This is a genomic window from Rhodococcus wratislaviensis (assembly GCF_900455735.1).
Classification (GTDB): Bacteria; Actinomycetota; Actinomycetes; order Mycobacteriales; family Mycobacteriaceae; genus Rhodococcus_F; species Rhodococcus_F wratislaviensis.
The window spans coordinates 35,304-58,202 of record NZ_UAUI01000021.1; the positions used below are offsets into that span (position 1 = coordinate 35,304).

At 68.5% G+C, this 22,899-nt stretch carries 22 protein-coding genes and 2 riboswitches; of the genes, 9 read left to right on the forward strand and 13 right to left on the reverse strand.

Going from position 1 to position 22,899, the window contains the following annotated elements; all coding sequences use genetic code 11:
- Positions 1–7: 7 nt before the first annotated feature.
- The 3 genes from DTA22_RS22120 to DTA22_RS22130 are packed head-to-tail and all read left to right on the forward strand — an operon-like array spanning position 8 to position 2,391.
- Positions 8–598 (forward strand): peptide deformylase, encoded by a 591-nt coding sequence (locus DTA22_RS22120; protein ID WP_112300904.1) that lies wholly within the window; start codon positions 8–10, stop codon positions 596–598.
- Complete coding sequence (locus DTA22_RS22125) at positions 588–1,553, forward strand: N-acetylglutamate synthase, CG3035 family (RefSeq protein ID WP_112300905.1); 966 nt, start codon at positions 588–590, stop codon at positions 1,551–1,553. Before DTA22_RS22120 ends, DTA22_RS22125 begins: the two co-directional genes overlap by 11 nt.
- 34 nt (positions 1,554–1,587) lie before the next feature.
- Positions 1,588–2,391 (forward strand): exodeoxyribonuclease III, encoded by an 804-nt coding sequence (locus DTA22_RS22130; protein ID WP_112300906.1) that lies wholly within the window; start codon positions 1,588–1,590, stop codon positions 2,389–2,391.
- Here the strand turns inward: DTA22_RS22130 and DTA22_RS22135 are convergent.
- The 3 genes from DTA22_RS22135 to DTA22_RS22145 all read right to left on the reverse strand — a co-directional run bounded on the left by DTA22_RS22135 (position 2,358) and on the right by DTA22_RS22145 (position 3,979).
- Entirely contained in the window at positions 2,358–3,035 is a 678-nt protein-coding gene (locus DTA22_RS22135) for a hypothetical protein (protein ID WP_112300907.1), read from the reverse strand. The two genes, DTA22_RS22130 and DTA22_RS22135, sit on opposite strands and share 34 nt — an antisense overlap.
- Before the next feature lie 93 nt (positions 3,036–3,128).
- Positions 3,129–3,491 carry a GNAT family N-acetyltransferase gene (locus DTA22_RS22140; protein ID WP_112300979.1) on the reverse strand — a complete coding sequence of 121 codons (363 nt, stop codon included), beginning with the start codon at positions 3,489–3,491 and terminating at the stop codon, positions 3,129–3,131.
- A 101-nt stretch (positions 3,492–3,592) separates the two neighbouring features.
- Complete coding sequence (locus DTA22_RS22145) at positions 3,593–3,979, reverse strand: GNAT family N-acetyltransferase (protein ID WP_005251726.1); 387 nt, start codon at positions 3,977–3,979, stop codon at positions 3,593–3,595.
- A gap of 133 nt (positions 3,980–4,112) precedes the next feature.
- A riboswitch (TPP riboswitch) is annotated at positions 4,113–4,220 on the forward strand.
- Here DTA22_RS22145 and thiC point away from each other — a divergent pair.
- Complete coding sequence (gene thiC / locus DTA22_RS22150; RefSeq protein WP_112300908.1) at positions 4,213–5,859, forward strand: phosphomethylpyrimidine synthase ThiC; 1,647 nt, start codon at positions 4,213–4,215, stop codon at positions 5,857–5,859. (Overlaps the previous riboswitch by 8 nt.)
- A 10-nt stretch (positions 5,860–5,869) precedes the next feature.
- Positions 5,870–6,715 carry a bifunctional hydroxymethylpyrimidine kinase/phosphomethylpyrimidine kinase gene (thiD, locus tag DTA22_RS22155; protein ID WP_037240610.1) on the forward strand — a complete coding sequence of 282 codons (846 nt, stop codon included), beginning with the start codon at positions 5,870–5,872 and terminating at the stop codon, positions 6,713–6,715.
- A gap of 32 nt (positions 6,716–6,747) precedes the next feature.
- On the opposite strand, the gene DTA22_RS22160 is transcribed toward thiD, so the two are convergent.
- From DTA22_RS22160 to thiO, 7 genes are all read right to left on the reverse strand, one after another.
- A complete protein-coding gene (locus DTA22_RS22160) occupies positions 6,748–7,602 on the reverse strand; it encodes an adenylate/guanylate cyclase domain-containing protein (RefSeq protein ID WP_037240608.1) in 855 nt (284 codons plus the stop codon).
- A 52-nt stretch (positions 7,603–7,654) separates the two neighbouring features.
- Entirely contained in the window at positions 7,655–9,109 is a 1,455-nt protein-coding gene (locus DTA22_RS22165) for a M20/M25/M40 family metallo-hydrolase (RefSeq protein ID WP_174233845.1), read from the reverse strand.
- Between the two features lie 145 nt (positions 9,110–9,254).
- Complete coding sequence (locus DTA22_RS22170; RefSeq protein WP_037240603.1) at positions 9,255–10,049, reverse strand: ABC transporter permease; 795 nt, start codon at positions 10,047–10,049, stop codon at positions 9,255–9,257.
- Positions 10,049–10,990 (reverse strand): ABC transporter ATP-binding protein, encoded by a 942-nt coding sequence (locus tag DTA22_RS22175; protein WP_011594987.1) that lies wholly within the window; start codon positions 10,988–10,990, stop codon positions 10,049–10,051. The genes DTA22_RS22170 and DTA22_RS22175 overlap by 1 nt, the downstream gene beginning before the upstream one ends.
- 112 nt (positions 10,991–11,102) lie before the next feature.
- Complete coding sequence (gene thiG / locus DTA22_RS22180; protein ID WP_128641507.1) at positions 11,103–11,870, reverse strand: thiazole synthase; 768 nt, start codon at positions 11,868–11,870, stop codon at positions 11,103–11,105.
- Positions 11,863–12,087 carry a sulfur carrier protein ThiS gene (gene thiS / locus DTA22_RS22185; protein WP_037240872.1) on the reverse strand — a complete coding sequence of 75 codons (225 nt, stop codon included), beginning with the start codon at positions 12,085–12,087 and terminating at the stop codon, positions 11,863–11,865. The genes thiG and thiS overlap by 8 nt, the downstream gene beginning before the upstream one ends.
- Before the next feature lie 2 nt (positions 12,088–12,089).
- Positions 12,090–13,157 (reverse strand): glycine oxidase ThiO, encoded by a 1,068-nt coding sequence (gene thiO, locus DTA22_RS22190; RefSeq protein ID WP_112300910.1) that lies wholly within the window; start codon positions 13,155–13,157, stop codon positions 12,090–12,092.
- A riboswitch (TPP riboswitch) is annotated at positions 13,156–13,268 on the reverse strand. Its footprint overlaps the gene before it by 2 nt.
- Before the next feature lie 24 nt (positions 13,269–13,292).
- Here thiO and thiE point away from each other — a divergent pair.
- Positions 13,293–13,991 (forward strand): thiamine phosphate synthase, encoded by a 699-nt coding sequence (thiE, locus tag DTA22_RS22195; protein WP_112300911.1) that lies wholly within the window; start codon positions 13,293–13,295, stop codon positions 13,989–13,991.
- Here the strand turns inward: thiE and DTA22_RS22200 are convergent, their stop codons facing one another.
- Positions 13,992–14,750: an NUDIX hydrolase gene (locus DTA22_RS22200; RefSeq protein WP_037240864.1), complete on the reverse strand. Its 759-nt coding sequence runs from the start codon at positions 14,748–14,750 to the stop codon at positions 13,992–13,994.
- Positions 14,751–14,874: 124 nt separating this feature from the next.
- Between DTA22_RS22200 and DTA22_RS22205 the strand changes: the two genes are divergently transcribed.
- Genes DTA22_RS22205 through DTA22_RS22215 form a run of 3 tightly spaced genes read left to right on the forward strand, consistent with a single transcriptional unit; the run spans position 14,875 to position 19,564 of the window.
- The gene (locus DTA22_RS22205) at positions 14,875–16,257 is read left to right on the forward strand and encodes a hypothetical protein (RefSeq protein WP_112300912.1); all 1,383 of its coding nucleotides are present in this window, start codon (positions 14,875–14,877) and stop codon (positions 16,255–16,257) included.
- A complete protein-coding gene (locus DTA22_RS22210; protein WP_081792679.1) occupies positions 16,254–17,234 on the forward strand; it encodes a glutamate ABC transporter substrate-binding protein in 981 nt (326 codons plus the stop codon). The genes DTA22_RS22205 and DTA22_RS22210 overlap by 4 nt, the downstream gene beginning before the upstream one ends.
- An 8-nt stretch (positions 17,235–17,242) precedes the next feature.
- Positions 17,243–19,564: a serine/threonine-protein kinase gene (locus DTA22_RS22215; RefSeq protein ID WP_112300913.1), complete on the forward strand. Its 2,322-nt coding sequence runs from the start codon at positions 17,243–17,245 to the stop codon at positions 19,562–19,564.
- Positions 19,565–19,567: 3 nt separating this feature from the next.
- Here DTA22_RS22215 and DTA22_RS22220 read toward each other — a convergent pair whose 3' ends face one another.
- Both DTA22_RS22220 and pta read right to left on the reverse strand, forming a co-directional pair.
- On the reverse strand, positions 19,568–20,761 hold the full coding sequence (locus tag DTA22_RS22220) for an acetate kinase (protein WP_112300914.1): 1,194 nt from the start codon (positions 20,759–20,761) through the stop codon (positions 19,568–19,570).
- Positions 20,758–22,878, reverse strand: a complete 2,121-nt coding sequence (gene pta, locus DTA22_RS22225; protein WP_112300915.1) for a phosphate acetyltransferase — start codon at positions 22,876–22,878, stop codon at positions 20,758–20,760. The genes DTA22_RS22220 and pta overlap by 4 nt, the downstream gene beginning before the upstream one ends.
- Positions 22,879–22,899: the final 21 nt, after the last annotated feature.

Genomic DNA, 22,899 nt, shown 5'->3' on the forward strand with positions numbered 1-22,899 from the left:
GACGACCATGGCCATCCTCCCCATCCGGATCGTGGGCGACCCGGTATTGCACGAACCGACCGAGGCAGTGTCCCAGTCACCTGCGGAACTCGCTGAGATCATCGCCGACATGTACGACACGATGGACGCCGCCAACGGCGTCGGGCTCGCCGCCAACCAGGTCGGCCTGCCGCTGCGGTTGTTCGTCTACGACTGCCCCGACATCGACGGAGACGGCACGGCGCTCCGCCGCCGCGGTTGCGTCGTCAACCCGGTCCTCGAAACATCGGAACGACCCGAGACCATGCCGGACCCGGACGACGACGTCGAGGGTTGCCTGTCGGTTCCGGGCGAGCAGTTCCCCACCGGACGGGCCGAATGGGCGAAGGTCACCGGCACCGACGCCGACGGCAACGCCGTCGAGATCGAGGGACGCGGCTTCTTCGCCCGCATGCTGCAGCACGAGGTCGGTCACCTCGACGGCTTCCTCTACGTCGACATGCTGGTCGGCCGCAACGCGCGTGCCGCCAAGAAGACCATCAAGCGCGCCGGCTGGGGAGTTCCCGGTCTCAGCTGGGTGCCGGGAACGGTCGAAGACCCGTTTGGGCATGACGACTGACATTCCGCTGGGAAGCCGGGTGGTGCTGCGATATCAGCTGCCGCCCGGCCACAGCCATCCGATGACCGATGTCATCGGGGTGCTGGAGAACGTCGAACCGGTGGTGGTCGTCCGCGCCGCGGACGGCTCCTTCGTCGAGGTGGATCCGGAGCGGGTGATCGCGCTGAAGGCCGTCCCCGCGCGACCGGTGCGCGCGAGCGAGATCCGATCCCTCGAACTGGCCTCCGCCGACGGCTGGCCGGGTGTCGAGCACACGTGGATCGACGGGTGGCTCGCCCGCTACGGTCACGGCTTCACCGGACGCGCCAACTCGGCGGCCCCGCTCGGCGACCGTGGGTCGGTCGGCAGTCTGGACGATCTCTCCCCCGGCGGCACGCTCGACCGCCTGCGCGAGTGGTACGCCGAGCGCGACCGCCCGCTGCGGTTGCTGATCCCCGACCGGCTGGGCGAGGTACCGCTCGGCTGGAACGTCAGCGACGAAGTGGTCGTGATGGCGGCCGACATCGACAACCTGGCCCTGCCCGAGGGCCCACGAACCACCACCGTCACCGATCACCCCGACCCGGACTGGCTCGCCCTCTACCGCTACCGCGGGTCCGCGCTCCCCGACTTCGCGGTCGACGTGCTGGACTCGGTCCGCGGCGGCACCCTCGGGTTCGGCCGGATCGGCGCCGCCGACTCGACGCTCCTCGCCGTCGCCCGCGGATCCGTCACGTCCGCCCCCGACGACCGCCGGTGGGTCGGGCTCACCGCGGTCGAGGTCGCGGAGGCTCACCGCCGCCACGGGATCGGCAGCCTCATCTGCGGCGACATGATCAACTGGGGACGCGAACAGGGCGCGACCCACGCGTGCCTGCAGGTCGCCGTCGAGAACGAGGGCGCGCAGGCGATGTACCGCAACCTCGGCTTCGTGGCGCACCACCGGTACCGCTACGCCACCGAACCTGTCGGCTGACAACCTGTCGGCGACGGCCGCTAGGGTGGCTGCCGTGCGCATCGCAACCTGGAACGTGAACTCTGTTCGTGCCCGTACCGACCGGATCCTGGACTGGCTCCAGCGGTCCGACGTCGACGTGCTGGCGATGCAGGAAACCAAGTGCAAGGACGAGCAGTTCCCGTACGAGCGTTTCCGCGAACTGGGCTACGAGATCGCGCACGTGGGCCTCAGCCAGTGGAACGGGGTCGCGATCGCGTCCCGCGTCGGTCTCGACGACGTACAGATCGGGTTCGAGGATCAGCCCGGTTTCCACAAGGACCCGGAGGTCGCGCCCGCGCAGGAAGCCCGCGCCATCGGCGCCACGTGCAACGGCGTCCGCATCTGGAGCCTGTACGTCCCCAACGGCCGTGAGCTGACCGATCCGCACTACACGTACAAGCTCGACTGGCTGGCGAAGTTGCACACCGACGCGGTCGGGTGGCTGGAGCAGAACCCGGACGCGCAGATCGCGCTGGTCGGCGACTGGAACGTGGCCCCCACCGACGAGGACGTCTGGGATCCGGCGCTGTTCGAGGGCAAGACCCACACATCCGCCCCCGAACGTGAGGCCTTCCAGGCCTTCGTCGAATCGGGGTTCGCCGACGTCGTCCGGCCGCACACCCCGGGGCCGGGTGTCTACACCTACTGGGATTACACCCAGTTGCGGTTCCCGAAGAAGCAGGGAATGCGCATCGACTTCGTCCTGGGATCGCCTGCCCTCGCCGGCCGCGTCGACAAGGCCGAGATCGACCGCAACGAACGCAAGGGCAAGGGCGCCAGCGATCATGCACCGGTCATCGTCGACCTCGGCGACTGAGAACGCAGCACACCGAGCGCCACGACCGCGCACCCGAACCCGATGAGCACTCCGTGCCCGATGCGCAGTGGGGCGTCCACGTAGAACTGCGGGATGAACAGCGCGAACCCCACTGCCATCGGGATCCCCGCCCACCCGGCGAGCAGTCGGGATCGGGCGATCGCGACGGCGGCCGCGCCAGCGCCGACCGCGACGAGTAGCAGTCCTGCGGCGAACAGCGTCGCCTGGGCCGCGCCCATCCGCACGCTCTCGGCGAGGGTCGTGACGGCCCCCTCGTCCAGGCTGCTGCCGCCCAGGGCGTGCAGCGCGAACGTTTCGGCACCGTAGTAGGGCAGCGTCAGCCCGATACCGATCCACGACGCCGCCAAGGAGACCACCGCCGCTCGTTCGCCACCCGTCCCCTTCAGCAGGCCGCTGAGCGCGACGAGCGCAAGACCGAACGCGATGAATCCACCGACGGCGGCGAGGTGGGCGACGAGCCACCACGGTGAGGCGAACTCGGCCCGTCCGTCGGGGGCCCCGCCCGCCGCGTAGGGACGCACCACGGGGTAGACGACGAACAAGGCGCCGGCCACGGCGAACAGCGCTGCGGCGCAGGTCCCTGCGACCCCGGTACGATTCTCGATCCGATCCGACACGGTCATGACGACTCCTTCGAGCGTGAGCACTGCTCTCTATGCAGAGCAGTATTCACAGCGGAGCCGCAGATAGCAAGAGCAGTGCTCTCGAAAGCGGGGCTACCCGGCAATCAGCACGTCGAGATGCTGCGGATTCAGCGCCAGGTAGCGCTGGACATACGTGCAGATGGGACGGACCTTCCATCCTCGCCGACGTGCCGAGTCCAACGCCTCGCCCACGAGGAACGCGGCAAGTCCGCGCCCACCGAACTCTTCCTTGACGACCGTGTGCATGAATGCGACCACCTCGCCGGGCTTGGCGGTGAATCCGGGGATGTCGTCCTCGTCCCGATAGCCGAGGATGCCGACCAACTCGTCCCCCAGCCACAGATCGAATCGTTCGTGGGCAGGGTTGTCGAGCACGCGAGCATCAGCGGCCGCGATGTTCCCCGGCGACTCGGAACTGTTCGAAATGTGATCCATGACACTCATGGAATCAGTAAGGCGGCATCCTCGCGAGCGGAATCGCCGCCCCCGCAACCGTTTCGTTGCCGACGAGTGCTCGATTCGTGCCCCGACCGCCGTCAGCCCTCCACTGGGACGACGAGGTCGCGGTACTCGGGGTGCGCCGAGACGAAGCGCTGCACGTACGTGCACACGGGCCGTACCTTCCAGCCGTACCCGCGGGCGAGGTCGAGGGAGCGACCCACCATGAGGGCGGCGAGTCCGCGGTGACCGAAGTCCTCCACGATCACCGTGTGCATGAACGAGACCACAGGCGCCTGCCGCCCCCGGCCCTTCGGGCCCGGCGGCCGGGCGGCCACCACTCCCACGCCGGCACCGGCGCCGGGCGGCGTGTCCGCGAGGTCGAAATACCCGAGGATGCCGACCAGGTCACCACTCAGTCGTAGCTCGAATCGGTTCTGATCGGCGTTGTCGATCACGTCCACAACCTGCGCGTCCGTCAGCATGGCTATCTCCTGGGGGTATGTGTCGTAATCGAAATGTGATGTTCATCACCCTTTATACCGATGCCGGGAACCGCTGTCCAAGTTTCACCCGAATGTTTACTCAGAGAGATCTCGGTTACAGTTTGCGGGACAACTACACATCCACGGGGGCTCGCACCAGCGGGCTGAGAGGACGGCTAGGGCCGTCGACCGTCGAACCTGTCCGGGTAATGCCGGCGTAGGGAGCATCATCGATGAGCACAAACGTATCTACAGCCACGTCCGTCACCACGGGACCGATCGAGGGCAGCACCAAGCAGTACCTGCTGTCGGGCGACGACGTCCGGGTGCCGGTCCGGCGCGTCCACCTCACCAACGGTGAGCACCTCGACGTGTACGACACGTCGGGTCCGTACACCGATGCGGACGCCACCATCGACCTGGAAGCGGGACTGCCGCATCTGCGCGCGCCGTGGATCGCCGACCGCGAAGGCACCCAACTCGACGCCGCCCGCGCCGGCGTCGTCACCCCCGAGATGCAGTATTGCGCTGCACGCGAGGGCGTTTCATCCGAAACCGTGCGCACCGAGGTCGCGGCGGGACGCGCCGTGATCCCCGCCAACCGCTGCCATCCCGAACTCGAGCCGATGATCATCGGCAAGGCTTTCGGGGTGAAGATCAACGCGAACATCGGCAACAGCGCGGTCACGTCGTCGATCGCGGAAGAGGTCGAGAAGATGGTGTGGGCGACGCGGTGGGGCGCGGACACCATCATGGACCTATCCACCGGCAAGAACATCCACGAGACACGGGAATGGATTCTGCGTAATTCGCCTGTGCCCGTGGGAACGGTGCCGATCTATCAGGCGCTCGAGAAGGTCGGCGGCGACCCGACCGCGCTCACGTGGGAGATCTACCGCGACACCGTGATCGAACAGTGCGAGCAGGGCGTCGACTACATGACGGTCCACGCCGGTGTACTGCTCCGCTACATTCCGCTGACCGCGCGCCGCGTCACCGGCATCGTCTCCCGTGGTGGGTCGATCATGGCGGCCTGGTGCCTGGCCCACCACCGGGAGTCGTTCCTGTACAACCACTTCGACGAGCTGTGCGAGATCCTCCACCGCTACGACGTCACGTTCTCGCTCGGTGACGGTCTGCGCCCCGGCTCCATCGCGGACGCCAACGACGAGGCCCAGTTCGCGGAATTGCGCACCCTCGGCGAGCTCACCAGGATCGCGAAATCGCATGGGGTGCAGGTGATGATCGAAGGTCCTGGGCACGTACCGATGCACAAGATCGTCGAGAACGTGCGCCTCGAGGAGGAGTTGTGCGAGGAGGCGCCGTTCTACACCCTCGGGCCGCTCGCCACCGACATCGCGCCGGCGTACGACCACATCACGTCCGCGATCGGCGCGGCGATGATCGCGCAGGCGGGCACCGCGATGCTCTGCTACGTGACCCCCAAGGAACACCTGGGACTGCCGAATCGGGACGACGTCAAGACCGGGGTCATCACGTACAAGATCGCGGCGCACGCCGCGGACCTCGCGAAGCAGCATCCGCGGGCGCAGGAGCGCGACGACGCGCTGTCGAAGGCCCGGTTCGAATTCCGCTGGCACGACCAGTTCGCGCTGTCCCTCGACCCGGATACCGCGCGGGAGTTCCACGACGAGACGCTGCCGGCCGAACCGGCGAAGACGGCCCACTTCTGCTCGATGTGCGGCCCGAAGTTCTGTTCGATGCGGATCTCCGCCGACGTGCGCGAGTACGCGCAGCAACACGGACTCGATTCGGTCGAAGCCATCGAGGCGGGTATGGCCGAGAAGTCGAGCGAGTTCGTCGACGCAGGTGGTCGCGTGTATCTGCCCGTCGAATCCGTCACCTCAGAGAATCGGTAAGGTCCCCTTCGTGAAGCTGCTGCCCCTGACCCCCGACGGCCAGACCCCCGTCCGAGTCCTCACCATCGCCGGCACCGATTCCGGCGGCGGCGCCGGGATCCAGGCCGACTCGCGGACGATGGCGCTGTGCGGCGTCCACGCATGCGTCGCGGTCGCCGCGGTGACGGTGCAGAACTCGGTGGGCGTCAGCGGTTTCCACGAGATTCCGCCGGAGACGGTGGCCGCGCAGGTGCGGTGCGTCGTCGACGACATCGGGGTCGGGGCAGCGAAGACGGGCATGCTGGCGTCGACGGCCATCATCGAGGCCGTCGCCGCCGTGTGCACCGAGGTCGGGATCGGCCGCGACCAACCGGTCCCGCTGGTCGTCGACCCGGTGTGCGCGTCGATGCACGGAGATCCGCTCCTGCACGCCGAGGCGCTGGACGCCGTGCGGAACACGCTGATCCCGATCGCCACGGTGGTCACCCCGAACCTCGACGAGATCCGATTGATCACCGGCATCGAGGTGGTGGACGACGCGACCGCGCGCCGGGCCGCCGAGGCGCTGCACGCGCTCGGGGCCCAGTGGTCGATCGTGAAGGGCGGGCATCTCCGGACGTCGGCGTCGAGCACCGATCTGCTGTTCGACGGCGACACGTTCCTCGAGTTCAGTAGTCCCCGCATCGACACCGGCAACGACCACGGCGGCGGCGACACCCTCGCGGCCGCCATCGCGAGCGCTCTCGCCCACGGGTGGTCCGTGCCCGATGCGGTGGCGTTCGGCAAGGAATGGGTTACCAAGTGCCTGGAGGCGTCGTACGACCTGGGCGCCGGTCACGGCCCCGTCTCCCCCCTGTGGCGGCTCCGTCACTCGTGAGTACTTCTTAACGTCCGGCGGTTGAGAAGTACTCACGGGCGGCGGAGCCGCAACCGCCAGATACCGAGGTCGGAGGGCACCCCGTTGGGCGCGGGGGCGAAGAAGGCGCGTCGCCACGGTTTGACGCCGAGACCCAGTTCGTCGAGGGTGCCCGGCTGCAGACTCGACAGCGTGGCGGACGACGCCATCACGTTGCCGTCGCCGCCCAGTTCCATCATGCGTGCCGCGATCGTCACGTCCACGCCGAGCCAGTCGCTGCCGATCTGCCGGGGAACACCGGTGTGGATGCCGACGCGCATGCGGGGGCGGTAGCCGTCCACCTCCACGTCCGCGAGCGCTTCCTGTGCGGCGAAGACGGCGTCGATCGCGCGGTCCGGGCTGGGGAAGACGGCCATCACACCGTCCCCCAGGCGTTTCACCACATGTCCGCCCCGGTCGACGATGGGGGTCTCGACAGCACGGGCGACGTCGCGCAGCAGGGCGAGGGTGGCGCTGTCGCCGGCGGGCAGCGACCAGCTGGAGAACGCGACCAGGTCGGTGAAGACGATGGTCACCTCCTGCGTTCCCCGACCGCGTCCGGTGCGCTCGAGCAGTGCCTGCCACACCTGCAGCGCGCCGAGGCTCATCTCCCGGGACGCACCCGGCTGGTGGTCGAGGAAGCGATCCGCGACGCGGGCGATGGCCCGTGCGCTTCCGGGTCCCGCCGTCGACAGTGGGTCGCCGAACGCGGGATCCCCGGGCAGCGCGCGACGGACCCTCCGCAGCCCCTCGATCAGCTGCGGCTGACGGTTCACCGATCCCACCCAGCCCAGAACCTTGTCGCCTCGTTTCGGTGTCTGCGCAGCGTCGAGTTCGGCACTGTTCTCGTCGGCCGGGTCGTCGCTCACGAGAGTAAGGGTAACCCAGCGTCACATGCACAAACCCGTGACGAATCGGACATCACTCCGCCGCCCGCGCCTTCTCCCGGTCCGCCCCGGTGGGGACGCCGTTCGGTCCGGCGAGGGACTCCGCGTACACCCCGACGGCGTATGCGACCGCGGCGGCATTCTCGGCGAGCGCAGCCCGGTTCACGTTCTCGAGGGTGTCCGTCGCACTGTGGTAGTTCTCGTCGTACACCACACCCGGGGTGCCGCCCCACTTCTGCGCCTGCTCCGGCGTCTTCGTTTCGTCGGCGCCGCTGAACACGCCGCCCGACGGGATGCCGTGCTCGATGAACGGACCGTAGTCGGATCGGCCGTCGAAGTCCGTGCCGTCCGCGGCGACGCCCTTGCTCTGCAGGAACTCGGTGAACGTGCGTTCGATGCCCGCGGAGCCTTCGGGTCCGGGCCCCTCGCCGACGTTGTCGGAGTTGTCGCCGTCGTACGCCAGGTAGCCGGCGTTCACGGAACCGAGCATGTCGAAGTTGAGGTACAGCGCGATGTCGTTCCGCTGGTCCTCGCTGAGGCTGTTCACGTAGGCCTCCGAGCCGAGCAGACCCAGTTCCTCGGCGCCCCAGAACGCGAAGCGCACCGCGTTGTCGACATCGGGGGAACCGCCGAGTTGTACGGCCGTTTCGAGGGTCGCGGCGACGCCGGTGCCGTTGTCGTTGATGCCGGGACCGTCCGGGACGCTGTCCAGGTGGGCGCCGACCATCACGACGTCCTCGGCCGAGCCGGTCTTCGTCTGGGCGATGACGTTGCGAGCGGTGCTCGACTCGGTGGTGGTGTCGAGTGTGAGGGTGACGTCACCCCCGGCCTGCTCGAGTGCGGCCCCGTCCGCCTTGCTCACCCCGCCGGTGGGCACCTTGCCCACGTCCGGGTCGCCGAGGGTTCCGCCGCTCATCGGTCCGTCCTCGTTGTTGACGACGATCACGCCTGCCGCGCCGCGCTCGGAGGCCAACTGTTGCTTGGCCGCGAACGGGCACACCCCGCGGTTCACGAGGACGATCGCCCCGGTCACGTCGAGGCCGTCGTAATCGGTGACCTCGCATCCCGGACTCTCGTCCTTGGGTGCGGGCACCAGGCGGGCGGTGATCCCCTCCGGACCGGTGGACGGTGAGTACGACAGTGCACGCACCTCGAAGTCACGGTCGCCGGACCTGAGGGCCTCCGTCCGGACGTCGAACTTGTGGAACTCGAATTCCGGGGTCTGGACGTCGAAGCCCTTGTCTTCCAGCACCTGTGCGACGTAGTCGACACTGGCGTCGTAGCCGGAGGTTCCGGCCGCGCGGTTACCGTTGTTGTTCTCGGCGATCGTCTGCAGTTGCTCCAGGTGCCCCACCACGCCGCCCTCGGTGACCGAGGCGGCGAGAGCGCTCGCGTCGACCGGCGGCGAATCGGGTTCGCTCGTCGACGAGCACCCGGCCAAGATCATCGCACCGGCCACTCCGACTGTGAATGCTCCCCGTAGTCGCATGTCGGGAGCCTAACGCAGAAGCACCTGTGGGCCGGCGCGAATGGATTTCGCACCGGCCCACAGGCTCCCGCCCCGCTGTCACCCTCAGCCAGGTCTCCCGACGATCACCTGGCGGAGGAGCGAGGCGAAAGTACTGTATCGGGTGTCAGGCGTCGCGCTTGTTGACGACCACCAGGCCGGCCCCGAAGATCACGAAGACGAACACCGCGAAGTACACGAGGCTGCCCCACGGGCCCCAGTGGAATTCGACCCCCTGCGGCGCCCCCAGGAAGTTGTTGGCGTTGAGGAACGGCAGGAAGGGCATGATCTTCTCGCCGAACGAGCCGAACAGGTTGAACAGGCTCTCGATCAGCAGCGGCCACAGCAGCAGCAGGGCGATCGCGCCCGCCGACTGGCGCAGCAGCGTGCCGACGCCGACGGCGAGAACCACGCACAGGAACGCGTAGATCGGGACACCGTAGATCGACCGCCACGCGTCGTCACCCGACAAGGTGAGCGCCGCTCCGGCCTCGTCACCCGCGGTCGCCTTGGCGATGGCGTACGCGCCGAAGGTGAGTACGAACGTCAGCACGGCGCCGAACGCGCCGATCAGGCCGGCCTTCGCGACGAGGACGGACGCGCGGTTCGGGATGGCCTGGAACGTGGTGCGGATGACGCCGAACCGGTATTCGCTGGTCACGGCGAGCGCCGCGAGGATCATCAGGACCAGCACGCCGAATCCGGAGACACCGCCGACCGCGTCCGACATCTGCGGCAGGAACGGATCGAAATCCGGTTGCTTACCGTCGGCGATCTGGTTGTTGAAGGAGTTGATGCTGGCCTTCGCGCTCAGCCCGATGACCGCGGCGAGACCGAGACCCAGCACGATGATGATGACCGTGCACCACCACGGCGACCTCGTCGACGTGATCTTGATCCGTTCGGCATTGAGAACAGCCATTACAGTGCACCCCTCATCACATCTTCGACGCCCTCTGCGTGGTACTGCACGTCGTCTCCGGTCAACTTCATGAAGGCGTCCTCCAGCGATCCGCGCTGAGATGCCAACTCGTGCAGGACGATGCCCTGCGAACCGGCGATCCCGCCGACGACGTCCGTCGACGAATCCACCACGACGAGCGCCTGCTGCCCGTCGGATCCGTCCTCGCGCACGGTGAGCCCGTTGGACGTCAGCGCGCTCCGCAGCGCGTCCAGCTGTGGGCTCCGCACGCGCACCGTCGATTCCGAGGACTTGCTGACGAACTCGGACACGGTGGTGTCGGCGATCAGACGCCCCCGGCCGATGACCACCAGATGTTCGGCGGTGAGCGCCATCTCGGACAGCAGGTGGCTCGACACCAGCACCGTGCGCCCCTCCGCGGCGAGGCGCTGCATGAACTTCCGGATCCAGACGATGCCCTCCGGGTCGAGCCCGTTCACCGGCTCGTCGAACAGCAGCACCTTCGGGTCGCCGAGGAGCGTGGCGGCCAGGCCCAGTCGCTGGGACATGCCCAGCGAGAACCCGCCTGCCTTCTTCCCGGCCACCTCGGTGAGCCCGACGAGGTGCAGCACCTCGTCGACCCGGCTCTTCGGCAGCGAGTTGGACGCCGCCATCCACTGCAGATGGGCGCGGGCCGAGCGGTTGGGGTGCACCCATTTAGCGTCGAGCAGAGCCCCCACCGTCCGCAGCGGCTGCACCAGGTCGCTGTACGGTTTGCCGTCGATCAACGCGCTGCCCGCCGTGGGGCGGTCCAGCCCGAGGATCATGCGCATCGTCGTCGATTTGCCTGCACCGTTCGGGCCGAGGAAGCCGGTGACCATACCCGGCTTCACGTTGAACGTCAGGTTGTCCACCGCCTTCGTCGCACCGAAGGTCTTTGAAAGTCCCCTCACTTCAATCATGGTGAGAAGGATGCCGGAACCTGCGGCCGGCGCGCATCGGCCGCAGGTCTACACCCGACTCGTCCCCTGGTACCGGTCGGACCTGAGCGGGACCCCGACGCGACCCCGAGGACTACGACGACGCCTGCGCCCAGAACCGCTTGGGAATGCGGCCCGCGTGACGCGCCTCGTAGCCCGCCACCACGGCCCCGCGCATCGCCGACGCCATGAGTGCCGGGTCCTTCGCCCTGGTCACAGCCGTGGCCAGCAGCACGGCATCGCAGCCGAGTTCCATCGCGAGGGTCGCGTCGCTGGCCGTCCCGATGCCGGCGTCGAGGATGACGGGTACCCCCGCACCGTCCACGATCATCTCGATGTTGTGCGGGTTCGCGATACCGAGCCCGGTGCCGATCGGCGAACCCAGCGGCATCACGGCCACGCAGCCTACGTCCTCGAGCCTGCGGGCCAGAACCGGGTCGTCGGTGGTGTACGGCAGGACGATGAAACCATCGTCGACCAGTTGCTCTGCAGCGCTGACCAACTCGATGGCGTCGGGCATCAGGGTGCGTTCGTCGGCGATGACCTCGAGCTTCACCCAGTCGGTCTCGAGCGCCTCGCGGGCGAGTTGCGCCGTCAGCACCGCCTCGGCAGCACCGCGACACCCGGCGGTGTTGGGCAGCGGCGCGATGTCGAGCCGGCGCAGCAGGTCCAGCACACCGGTGCCGCCGACGGCGTCGACGCGGCGCATCGCGACCGTGGTCAGCTCGGTGCCGGACGCGACGAGCGCCTCTTCGAGCACCGTGAGGTTGGCTGCGCCGCCGGTGCCCATGATCAACCGTGAACCGAACGTGCGGCCCGCGATCGTGAGGCCCTTCTGCACGCCGGGCGTCGCGTCAGCCACCCTGCACCGCCGTGAGGATCTCGATCTCCCAGCCCCGGACCACGAGCTCGTCCCACCGGGCGCGCGGGAACACGGCGCCGTTCACGGCCACCGCGATGCCCTTGGTGGGCAGGTTCAGCACCTCCAGCAGCCCGGCGACGGTCAACGGTTCCGTGAACTCGTGGTCCTCACCGTTGACGCTGATGCCGATCGGCACCACTACTTGCTGCTCACTCATCTCTACCTCGCTACTTTCTCGAAACGTTCGGGGTCGGCGGCTTTCGCCTCGACCAGTGCCGAGCCCTCCAACAATGCCACCGTCGCGTCGGCGGTCACCGGGGTGAGCAGGATGCCGTTACGGCCGTGTCCCGTCGCCACCACGACCCGATCGGACACCCGGCCGATCAGCGGCAGGTTGTCCGGGGTCATCGGACGCAGACCCGCCGAGGTCTCCCGCAGTTCGTACTCGCCGATGGCGGGCATCAGCGCCTCGGCGTCCGCGATCAGGTCCCGCACACCGGCCACCGTGACCTGAATGTCCTTGCCCGACTCGTACTGGGTGGCACCGACGACGATGCCGTCGGCTCGCGGAACCAGGTAGGCGGGCCTGCCGTGCACACTGCCGCGGATGGTGCGGCCCGGTGCGGGAGTCACCCCCGGACGCGAGCGCAACCGCAGGATCTCGCCCTTCACCGGGCGCACCGGAAGCCCGGGCCACAGGGCCGGGGACGCGATGCCCGCGGTGACGACGATCTGGTCCGTGTCGAGCCGGTCGAGGCTGTGCACGGCCTCCCCGATCAGCTCCACTCCGGCGTCGACGGCGCACCGCTGCAACGCCTGCAACAGCAGCCTGTTGTCCACGGCCAGTTCGTCGACGGCCAAGAGTCCCAATCGGACTCCGCGCCCCAGCATCGGCTCGAGGGCGCGCACTTCGGCACGGTTCAGGATCTGCAGTTCCCGCCCCTGGGCACCCACCCATTCGGCGATGGTCCGCAGGTCCTCCGCGTCGGCGCCGTCCAGCGCGACGGTGAGCGAACTCTCCGACGTGAACAGCTCGACGCCGGCTCCGGCCTCGAGTTCCTTCCCGAATTCGGGCCACCGGTCGAGCGACGCGCTCCCCAGTTCGAGGACGCTCTCCTCGCCGGGCCAGCCCTCGGACAACGGGGCGAGCATGCCGCCCGCCACCCAGGACGCCCCCGAACCGATCGACGGGTCGTACAGCTTCACCGACCAGCCGTTGCGGGCTGCTCGCCACGCAATGGACAGGCCGATCACTCCGCCTCCGACGACGGATACCGATCTCGCCATTGAACTCCACCTCACTTCCTGCGCCGGCATGATCCGGGTCAGGTATGACGGTCGGGCTCGGCGTGAGCCCCTCTCAGCCCCACGTTCCCCGGGACTCCCGTGTTGCACTTTCACCGTAGAGGCTACCGTCATGCCGTGACCACCTCGCATCACAGCAACCTCACGGACCGTCGGCGCCGCCTCGGAACAGCACGTTTGTATCTGTGCACCGATGCTCGGCGCGAGAAAGGCGACCTGGCGCAGTTCGCCGAGGCCGCGCTGTCCGGCGGCGTCGACATCATCCAGCTCCGCGACAAGGGCTCGGCCGGAGAGAAGAAGTTCGGCACGATGGACGCCCGGGACGAACTGGCGGCGCTGTCGGTGCTCGCGGCCGCGGCCAGGCGTCACGGAGCGCTGCTCGCGGTCAACGACCGCGCCGACATGGCGCTGGCGGCCGGGGCCGACGTGCTGCACCTCGGCCAGGGCGACCTGCCCGTCCCGTACGCACGGACCGTGGTGGGTTCCGACGTCCTGATCGGCCGCTCCACCCACAGCCGCGCGCAGGCCAGCCTCGCGGCGATCGAGGACGGCGTCGACTACTTCTGCACCGGACCGGTGTGGGCCACCCCCACCAAGCCCGGGCGGACCGCGTCGGGCATCGATCTGGTGCGATCGACCGCCGACTCCGAGCCGAACCGCCCGTGGTTCGCGATCGGGGGCATCGACGAGGCCCGGGTTCCGGAGATCCTCGCCGCGGGAGCCTCCCGCATCGTCGTCGTGCGGGCCATCACCGAGGCCCGCGACCCGCAGGCCGCCGCGCGCTCGCTGTCCGCCCTGTTGCAGCAGAGCGCTTAGTTACGGCTGATCCAGCCAGTTCAGCACCGTGGCGGGCGGCAGGACCACGACGGTGGCCGGCAACTGTTCGATCAGGTCGGGGTCGGTGGTGACGACCGCCGTCATCGTTCCCAGCGTGGTGCCGTGGCCGGCCGGTTCGGCGAGGCGACCGACTGCGTCCGGGGCCTCGAGCACCTCGACGCGCGGCAGCCACCCGTACGTGCCGTCCGGCAGGTGCACCGTGCGGGGCAGAGCCTTCGACAACTGCGCCAGCGCGCCGCGTTCGCCCAGCACGTCGTGCCGGTCGAGCAGCAATCGCACCTCGGTGGTGCGCAGTTGCGGCCACCCCGCTTCGAATCCCGGGTGCAGCGGGAGCCCGGCGACGTCGGTTTCCCGCACCCACCGCAGTTCGGTGCTCTCGCCGTTCGCGACGGTGGGTAGCGGGCGTTCGGCGTCGGCGATCACGGTGGTGTAACTCCAGCCGCTCGCGGCCTTCATCGTGACGACCTCGGTGCGGACGCGGATCGCTGCACTCTCGATGCCGGCTTCCTCGTGCGCCTCGCGTACCGCGGCGTGGGTGGTGGTCTCGTGGCTGTCCCGGGCACCGCCGGGCAACGCCCAGGTGCCGCCCTGGTGACTCCAGGCCGCACGGTGCTGCAGAAGCACGGCCGGCGTCTCGTCCGGGAGCGGCGCACGCAGCAACAACCCGGCCGCACCGTGCTTGCCCCAATGACGACTGCCGTCCGGCCCGGTTGCCCAGCCGTCACCGTCACCACGCATCGACTACCCCTGTCCGACCTGATGGGTCTCCCTGCAGTTCCCTCACACTAACGGTTTCTTCCGGAACTGCCCGTCGGCAGTCGTGAACCGACCGCTGCTTATATGCTCCCCACAAAGTGCGGCCATGACACAGGAGGGGTGCGAGGTGGTTCTGCGGGAGGCACCGTCGATCGAACCCCGGGGCAGCCGCGCATTGTCCGCCGCCGCGGACGACGACGTCGACCCCGCGATGGCACGCCGCAAGGAACTGCGCGCGTTCCTGGTGTCGACTCCCGCCAAGCTCACCGCCCTCGGCGCCCTCCTGGTCCTGCTCACCCTGACCGCCGGCCTCCTGGCCGCCTCGACGGTGAACAGCAGGGAGGCCACCCTCGACACTGTCCTCGCCGAGACGGAACCGCTGTCGTTCTCGGCGCAGAACCTGTACAGCGCCCTGTCGGTGGCGGACGCCGCGGCCACGACGGCGTTCATCTCCGGCGGTCTCGAACCTCCCGAACTCCGGGACACGTACACGCAGGCGATCGGCACGGCCTCCGCCGACCTCGTGTACGCGTCCGGCGGGCTCGCGGCGAGCGACGTGGACAGCCGGCGCCTGCTCGCCTCCATCTCCACCGACCTCAGCGTCTACTCCGGTCTCGTCGAGACCGCGCGCGCCAACAACCGCACCGGTCATCCCGTCGGCGCGGCCTACCTCAGCGAGGCGTCCACGCTGATGCAGACGAGCATGCTGCCGATGGCGCAGCAGTTGCACGCCCAGCAGGAATCCGACGTCGCGGACACGCAACGGGACTACTCCCGTCCGCCCTGGCTGGCGCTGATCCTGATCCTCGTGGCCCTCGTCGCGCTGCTCGTCGCCCAGATCGTCATCGCGAGGCTCAGTCGGCGCACGTTCAACCTCGGGTTGATCGTGGCGTCGTCGTGCACGGCGATCCTCCTGGTGTGGATGCTGGTCGCCGGGTTGGTCTCCTCCCTCGACACCAAGCGGGCACTGACCGAGGGCGCCCGCCCGATGCACGAGTTGACCGCCGCCCGCATCCTGGCCCAGCAGGCGCGCACCGAGGAGACCCTCAAACTGGTCCGCCGTGACTCGAACGGTGACTACGACGCCGTCTTCGAAGACAAGTCCGGTCAGCTCGACACCCTGCTGTCGAGCTACCCACACGACGGCGACCGCGCCGTCGGCCACGACGAGGTGGCACGGGCGCAGGAGGCGTGGACGCGCTGGTCCTCGGCACACGACCGCATGAACGAGATCCTCGCCAAGGGCGACTTCGTCTCGGCGGCAATGGTCGCCATCGGACCGGGACCGTCGGATTCCGCGGCTCAGTTCACCGCCGTCGACGACGCGCTCACCGACGGAATCGGCGCCGCACGCGACCGGTTGCGGTCGAATGTCGAATCCGCGGCCCGGGTGCTGACCGCGCTCGGTTCCGGTGCCCTCGTCCTGACGCTGATCGCGTTCGGCGGAATTATCATCGGGTTGTGGCCTCGATTGCGGGAGTACCAGTGAGGCGGCGCCGGATCGCGCTGGTGCTGGTGGCGGCCACGTTGCTGATCGGCGGGTGCGCCGAGTCGAGTCCGGAGCACGTCGGATCGCCGAGCGTGTCGTACACCGAGCCGCCGCTTCCCGCGGCCGCGATGCCGGCGCCCGAAACCAGCGCTGCGCCGCCGACTCCCGAGAAGGACTGCGGCGATCCCACCGCGAGCCTTCGCCCGTTCCCCGACACCGACGCCGCGCCGCCGATGCCGACCGTCGACGCCATCCGCGCGCGGGGCCGTCTCGTCGTCGGCCTCGACACGGGCAGCAATCTGATGAGTTTCCGCGACCCGGCCACCGGTACCGTCCAGGGCTTCGACGTCGACATCGCCCGGGAGATCGCGCGGGACCTGTTCGGCGACCCGGACCGACTCGAGTACCGCATCCTCACGTCGGCGAATCGTGAGAAGGCACTTCAGGAATCGATGGTCGACATCGTGGCCAAGACGATGACCATCACCTGCGACCGAAAGGAACGGGTGGCGTTCTCCTCCGAATACTTCGAGGCGCAGCAACGGGTTCTCGTCGTGAAGGGCTCCCCGATCCGCAGCGCCGCCGACCTGGACGGGAAGCGGGTCTGCGTCGTCCGCGGCACCACGTCGCTGACACGGTTGCAGCAGGTGGCGCCCACCGCGGACATCCTGACGGTCCCCATGTGGTCGGATTGCCTGGTGGTCCTGCAACAGCGGCAGGTCGATGCGGTGAGCACCGACGACACGATCCTCGCCGGTCTGGCGTCCCAGGACCCGTATCTCGAGATCGTCGGAGACAGCATGGGCGCCGAGCCGTACGGCGTCGGCATCACCAAGTCGAACGAGGACCTGGTGCGGTTCGTCAACGGCACGCTCGAACGCATCCGCCGTGACGGTACCTGGACCAGGATGTACGACCAGTGGCTGTCGATGCTGGGGCCGTCCCCCGCCCCGCCGTCCGCCGTGTACCAGGACTGAGGGGACGCATGCCGCACCATCCGAAGAATCCCGAGTCCACCGACCCGGACATCGCCACCCAGGCCGCCGTACGGGAGCCGGAAGAGGACGCTACGCAGGCCGCGGTTCGGGAAGAACCGGACGAGGGTCCGGCCACCCAGGCGGCGCCGACGTCCCGGCCGTCCGGCGCGTCCGGCACCGGCCGCTCGACGCGCTCACCGCGCACCCGGTCCGGGCAGCGCCTGCGTCTCGGCGGCGGTCTCGTCGAGGTTCCCGTCGTGAAGACACTCGACCCGGCGTCCGCCGTGATGACCGACCCGAAAGTCCCCGAGAGCAAGCGCTTCTGCTGGAAATGCAACAAGCCGGTGGGCCGCACCAGCGCCACCTCCGAGGGCTCCGAATTCGGTCTGTGCCCCAAGTGCGGAGCCACCTACGACTTCCGGCCGCTGCTCAGCCCGAACGAGCTGATCGGCGGCCAGTACGAGGTGCAGGGCTGCATCGCGCACGGCGGCCTCGGCTGGATCTATCTGGCCATCGATCGCAATGTCAGCGACCGGTGGGTGGTCCTCAAGGGTCTGTTGCACTTCGGCGACGCCGAGGCTCAGGCCGTGGCGGTCGCCGAACGCCAGTTCCTCGCCGAGGTGGCCCACCCGAGCATCGTCAAGATCTTCAACTTCGTGGAGCATCCCCGGTCGGACGGGACCCCGATGGGTTACATCGTCATGGAGTACGTGGGCGGTCACTCGCTGCGGGACGTCCTGTCGACGCACGCGAAGCCCGAGCGCATGCCGGTCGAGCAGGCCATCGCCTACGTGCTCGAAATCCTTCCCGCACTGGCGTATCTGCACTCCACAGGCCTGGTGTACAACGACCTCAAACCCGACAACGTGATGGTCACCGAGGACGCCCTCAAATTGATCGACCTCGGGGCCGTCGCCGGCATCGAGGACTACGGCTACCTGTACGGCACGCCCGGGTTTCAGGCGCCGGAAATCGTCAAGACCGGCCCGACCGTGGCGTCCGACATCTACACGGTGGGGCGCACACTCGCCGTCCTGACGCTCGACATGCCGTCCGACAAGGGGCGGTACCTCGACGGGATCCCGTCCCCCGAGCAGGCGCCGCTCCTCGCGGAATACGAGTTCTTCCACCGACTCCTGTTGCGCGCCACCGACCCCGATCCGAGCAGGCGTTTCGCGTCGGCCGAGGAGATGGCGGGTCAGCTCACGGCGGTACTGCGGGAGGTGCTCGCGCAGCAGACCGGCGAGGAGCATCCCGGACTGTCGACCGTGTTCAGCAAGCAGAGAACGACGTTCGGCACGGATGAGGCCGTCGAGCAGACCGACGTGTACGTCGACGGCGTCGACCGGGACGAGAACCTCGACCCGCAGTCCGTGGCGCAGGCGTTGGCGGTGCCCCTGATCGACCCGACCGATCCCAACGCCCCGCTCCTGGCCGCCGCGGTGCACAGCGAACCGCAGCAGACACTGGATTCCATTCGGCACGCGCGCGAGAACGGTATCGAACGGGTCGTCGGCGACCTCGACGTGTCGTTCTCCCGGGAACTCACACTCGCCGAGATCAAGGCGCACCTCGATCTCGGTGACGCCGCCACCGCCACCGGACTCCTCCGCGACGTGGAGGGAGACATGGGCGGGAGCTGGCGCGTCGACTGGTACGCCGGACTCGCGACGCTCATCGACGGCGAGTACGAGACGGCGTTCTCCCGCTTCGAATCCGTGCTGAAGGCGATGCCCGGGGAGACCGCTCCCAAGCTTGCGCTCGCCGCCACCGCCGAACTGATTCTGCAGCACTGGGAAAGTTCCGATCCCCACCAGTGGCGGGCGTTCGCCGAGAAGTACTACCGAACGGTGTGGCGGACCGACCACAGCATGGTGAGTGCGGCATTCGGGCTGGCGCGGCAACTCACCGAACGCGGCGACCTGCCCGGTGCCATCGCCGCCCTCGACCAGGTTCCCGCGACGTCCCGGCACTTCACCATGGCCCGGATGACGAGTGTGCTGATGCTGTTGTCCTGCAAACCGATCGAGGAGATCGACGAAGCAGCCCTCCGGGAGGCTGCACTCCGCGTCGCCGCGCTCGCACCCGAGGAGAGCCGGGCACTGCAGATGCGCACGCTCGTACTGGGCACCGCACTGGACTGGATGCGTGCCGGTCACACGTCGGCGACGGAACTCGAGCAGATCCTCGGTGTGCCGTTCACCGAACGGGGCCTCCGCAAGGGCGCCGAGGCCGGCCTGCGGGCCCTGGCCCGCAACGCCCCCGAGCGCACTCACCGGTACACGCTGGTGGATCTCGCCAACGCCATCCGGCCCAAGAGCCTGCTGTAACGCTCAGGCCCCGATCAGGTCCGCCGCCGCACGGGCGATCGCGAACTCCTCGTTGGTGGGCACGACCAGCACCTGCACGTCGGAGTCGTCCGCCGAGATACGGCGTGCGTCCCGGGAATCCGCGCCGTTGCGGTCGTCGTCGACGACGATGCCGAGGCGCCCCAGCCCGGCCAGGCTGTCGCGGCGGACGTCGACATTGTTCTCGCCGACTCCCCCGGTGAACGTGATGACGTCGACGCCGCCCAGTTCCACCAGGTAGGCGCCGATGTACTTGCGGAGTCGGTGCACGTACACGTCGTACGCCAACGCCGCGGCCTCGTCGCCCTCGCCGACGAGCGTCAGGAGCGCCCGGAAGTCGTTGACACCCGACAGGCCCTTGAGTCCGGAGTGCCGGTTCAGGAGGTCGTCGATCTGATCGACACCCATCCCGCTGCGGTGCAGGTGCAGGATGACACCGGGATCGACGTCCCCGGACCGCGTGCCCATGACAAGACCCTCGAGCGGGGTCAGCCCCATGCTCGTGTCTATGGCCAGTCCCCCGCGGATCGCGGACGCCGAGGCACCGTTCCCCAGATGCAGCACGATCTGGTTCAGCTCGGACAGGTCCCTGCCGAGGAAGTCGGCCGCCTGCGCCGACACGTACTGGTGCGACGTGCCGTGGAAGCCGTACCGCCGGATGGAGTGCTCCCTCGCGACCTGCCGGTCGATCGCATACGTCGACGCCTCCGCGGGCAGGGTGTGGAAGAACGCGGTGTCGAACACCGCGACGTGCGGGATGTCCGGCAGTTCCTCCCGCGCCACCTCGATCCCGATCACGTTCGCCGGATTGTGCAGCGGCGCAAGGGCCGAGAGGTCCGAGATGGACTGCACCACCGCGTCGTCGATGATCGTGGGTTCGAAGAACACGTCGCCGCCGTGGACGATGCGATGACCGACCGCGACGATCCCCGCCTCCCTCAGCGGTCGGCCCACCTCGGCGACGATGTCCGACACCATCTTCAGCCCGGCCCGGTGGTCGGCGATGTGCACGTGGCGCTCCGCCAATCCGGTGCGGTGGTGATAGACGATGCGCCCCTCGGGTTCCCCGATCCTCTCGATGAGACCGGACGCCGAGGACTTACCGGTGTCCGGGTGGATCAGCTGGAACTTGATCGACGACGAACCGGAATTGACTACCAGTACGGACCCCTCGGTCACTGCTCTGCTCCCTGCGCCTGGATCGCGGTGATGGCCACGGTGTTCACGATGTCCTCGACCAGCGCCCCTCGCGACAGGTCGTTGACGGGCTTGTTGAGGCCCTGCAACACCGGACCGACGGCGATCGCACCGGCACTGCGCTGCACCGCCTTGTACGTGTTGTTCCCGGTGTTGAGGTCGGGGAAGATGAAGACCGTCGCCTTGCCGGCCACTTCCGAATCGGGCATCTTCTTGTCGGCCACGCTCTGCTCGATGGCAGCGTCGTACTGAATGGGGCCCTCCACCAACAGGTCCGGGCGACGCTCGCGAACAAGTTTCGTCCCAGAGCGCACCTTGTCGACGTCCGCACCGCTGCCGGAGTCACCAGTCGAGTACGACAGCATCGCGATGCGCGGATCGATGCCGAACTGGGACGCCGTCTGCGCCGAGGAGATCGCAATGTCGGCCAGCTGTTCGGCCGTGGGGTCGGGCACCACCGCACAGTCCCCGTACGCGAGCACCCGATCGGACAGGCACATCAGGAACACGCTCGACACCGTGGACACCCCCGGTTGCGTCTTGATGATCTCGAACGACGGCCGGATGGTGTGCGCCGTGGTGTGCGCGGCACCGGAGACCATGCCGTCCGCGATTCCCAAGTGCACCATCATGGTTCCGAAGTACGAGATGTCGGCCATCACCTCGCGGGCCCGCTCCACGGTCATGCCCTTGTGGGCGCGGAGCCGCGCGTACTCCTCGGCGAACGGACCGGCGTGGTCGGACGTCCGGGGGTTCAGCACCTGCGCGTCTCCGAGGTCGACGCCGAGTTCCGCCGCGCGGCGCCGCACCTGCACCTCGTCGCCGAGAATGGTCAGCGCCGCCACCTGTCGTTGCAACAGTCTCCCCGCCGCGCGGAGGATGCGGTCGTCGTCGCCCTCCGGCAGCACGATGTGCTTGCGGTCGCGGCGGGCGCGGTCGATCAGCTGGTATTCGAACATCTGCGGCGTCACCACCGAGGGGATCGGCAGCTTCAACCGCTCCAGCAGCGTGGGTGCGTCCACCCGCAGTTCCATGACGCTCAGGGCGGTGTCGATCTTGCGCTGCGAACCGACCGCCACCCGGCCACGGGTCTGCGCTGCTGCGCTGGCCGTGTCGAACGTGCCCAGTTCGGTGGTGAGGATCGGCAACCGCGGCTTCAGGCCGGCCATCAGCTTCGCGATCGCCGAGTGCGGCATCAGCCCACCGTTCATGACGATCCCCGCCAGTGATGGGAATCCCTCGGCCTCATGCGCGTTCACCATCGCCAGCAGCACGTCGGAACGGTCGGCCGGGGCGATCACCACCGTGCCCTCCGTCAGCCGTTCGAGAATGTGCTCTGCCGTCATTCCGCCCACCATCACGCGCAGCGCCTCGCGGTGGAGAAGCTCAGGGTCGCCACTGAACAGGCTGCCGTCGATCGACTCGAGAAGTTCGGCCATGGTCGGTGCGACCAGCAGCGGGATCTCGGGCAGGCTCCACGCGGGCACACCGGTCGACGCCAACGCGGCGGTGACCGCATCGAGCTGATCCGGGTCACAGCGATTCGCGACCACGGCGAGCGGATGGGCGTGGTGAGAAGTTAGTTCACCGATCGCGAGATGGGCGAGTTGCGCGACCTCCTCGGGGGTGCGCCGGGCTCCCTTCACGGCGAGCAGCACCGGTGCGCCCAGGTTGGCCGCGATCCTCGCGTTGTAGCCGAGTTCGCTCGGGCTCGCCACGTCGGTGTAGTCGCTGCCGATCACGACGACGGCGTCGCACTGCGCCGCCACCTGGTGATACCGGGAGACGATCTCGCTGAGCGCGCCGTCGGGATCGGCGTGGACCTGCTCGTACGTGACCCCGAGGGACTCCTCGTAGCCGACGTCGGCCGTCGTGTGTTCGAGGAGCAACTCGAGGATGTAGTCGGTTTCCTGCGTCGATCGGGCAATCGGACGGAAGACGCCCACCCTCGCCGCCGACGCACACAGCATCTGCAGGACACCCAGCGCGATGGTGGACTTGCCGGTGTCGCCCTCCGGTGAGGCGATGTAGACGCTCGACGGCTGGGGACGGGCGGGCGGATTCACGGGTGAGGGTGTCGCTGGCGCAGCCATGGCCATAGCGTATCCGGCCACCGCCGC

Coding starts and splice junctions, on each gene's coding strand:
- DTA22_RS22120 (WP_112300904.1), top strand. CDS start 8: ATGGCCATCCTCCCCATCCGGATCGTGGGCGACCCGGTATTGCACGAA.
- DTA22_RS22125 (WP_112300905.1), top strand. CDS start 588: ATGACGACTGACATTCCGCTGGGAAGCCGGGTGGTGCTGCGATATCAG.
- DTA22_RS22135 (WP_112300907.1), bottom strand. CDS start 3,035: ATGACCGTGTCGGATCGGATCGAGAATCGTACCGGGGTCGCAGGGACC.
- DTA22_RS22140 (WP_112300979.1), bottom strand. CDS start 3,491: ATGGATCACATTTCGAACAGTTCCGAGTCGCCGGGGAACATCGCGGCC.
- DTA22_RS22145 (WP_005251726.1), bottom strand. CDS start 3,979: ATGCTGACGGACGCGCAGGTTGTGGACGTGATCGACAACGCCGATCAG.
- thiC (WP_112300908.1), top strand. CDS start 4,213: ATGAGCACAAACGTATCTACAGCCACGTCCGTCACCACGGGACCGATC.
- DTA22_RS22165 (WP_174233845.1), bottom strand. CDS start 9,109: ATGCGACTACGGGGAGCATTCACAGTCGGAGTGGCCGGTGCGATGATC.
- DTA22_RS22170 (WP_037240603.1), bottom strand. CDS start 10,049: ATGGCTGTTCTCAATGCCGAACGGATCAAGATCACGTCGACGAGGTCG.
- DTA22_RS22175 (WP_011594987.1), bottom strand. CDS start 10,990: ATGATTGAAGTGAGGGGACTTTCAAAGACCTTCGGTGCGACGAAGGCG.
- thiS (WP_037240872.1), bottom strand. CDS start 12,087: ATGAGTGAGCAGCAAGTAGTGGTGCCGATCGGCATCAGCGTCAACGGT.
- thiO (WP_112300910.1), bottom strand. CDS start 13,157: ATGGCGAGATCGGTATCCGTCGTCGGAGGCGGAGTGATCGGCCTGTCC.
- DTA22_RS22200 (WP_037240864.1), bottom strand. CDS start 14,750: ATGCGTGGTGACGGTGACGGCTGGGCAACCGGGCCGGACGGCAGTCGT.
- DTA22_RS22205 (WP_112300912.1), top strand. CDS start 14,875: ATGACACAGGAGGGGTGCGAGGTGGTTCTGCGGGAGGCACCGTCGATC.
- DTA22_RS22215 (WP_112300913.1), top strand. CDS start 17,243: ATGCCGCACCATCCGAAGAATCCCGAGTCCACCGACCCGGACATCGCC.
- pta (WP_112300915.1), bottom strand. CDS start 22,878: ATGGCCATGGCTGCGCCAGCGACACCCTCACCCGTGAATCCGCCCGCC.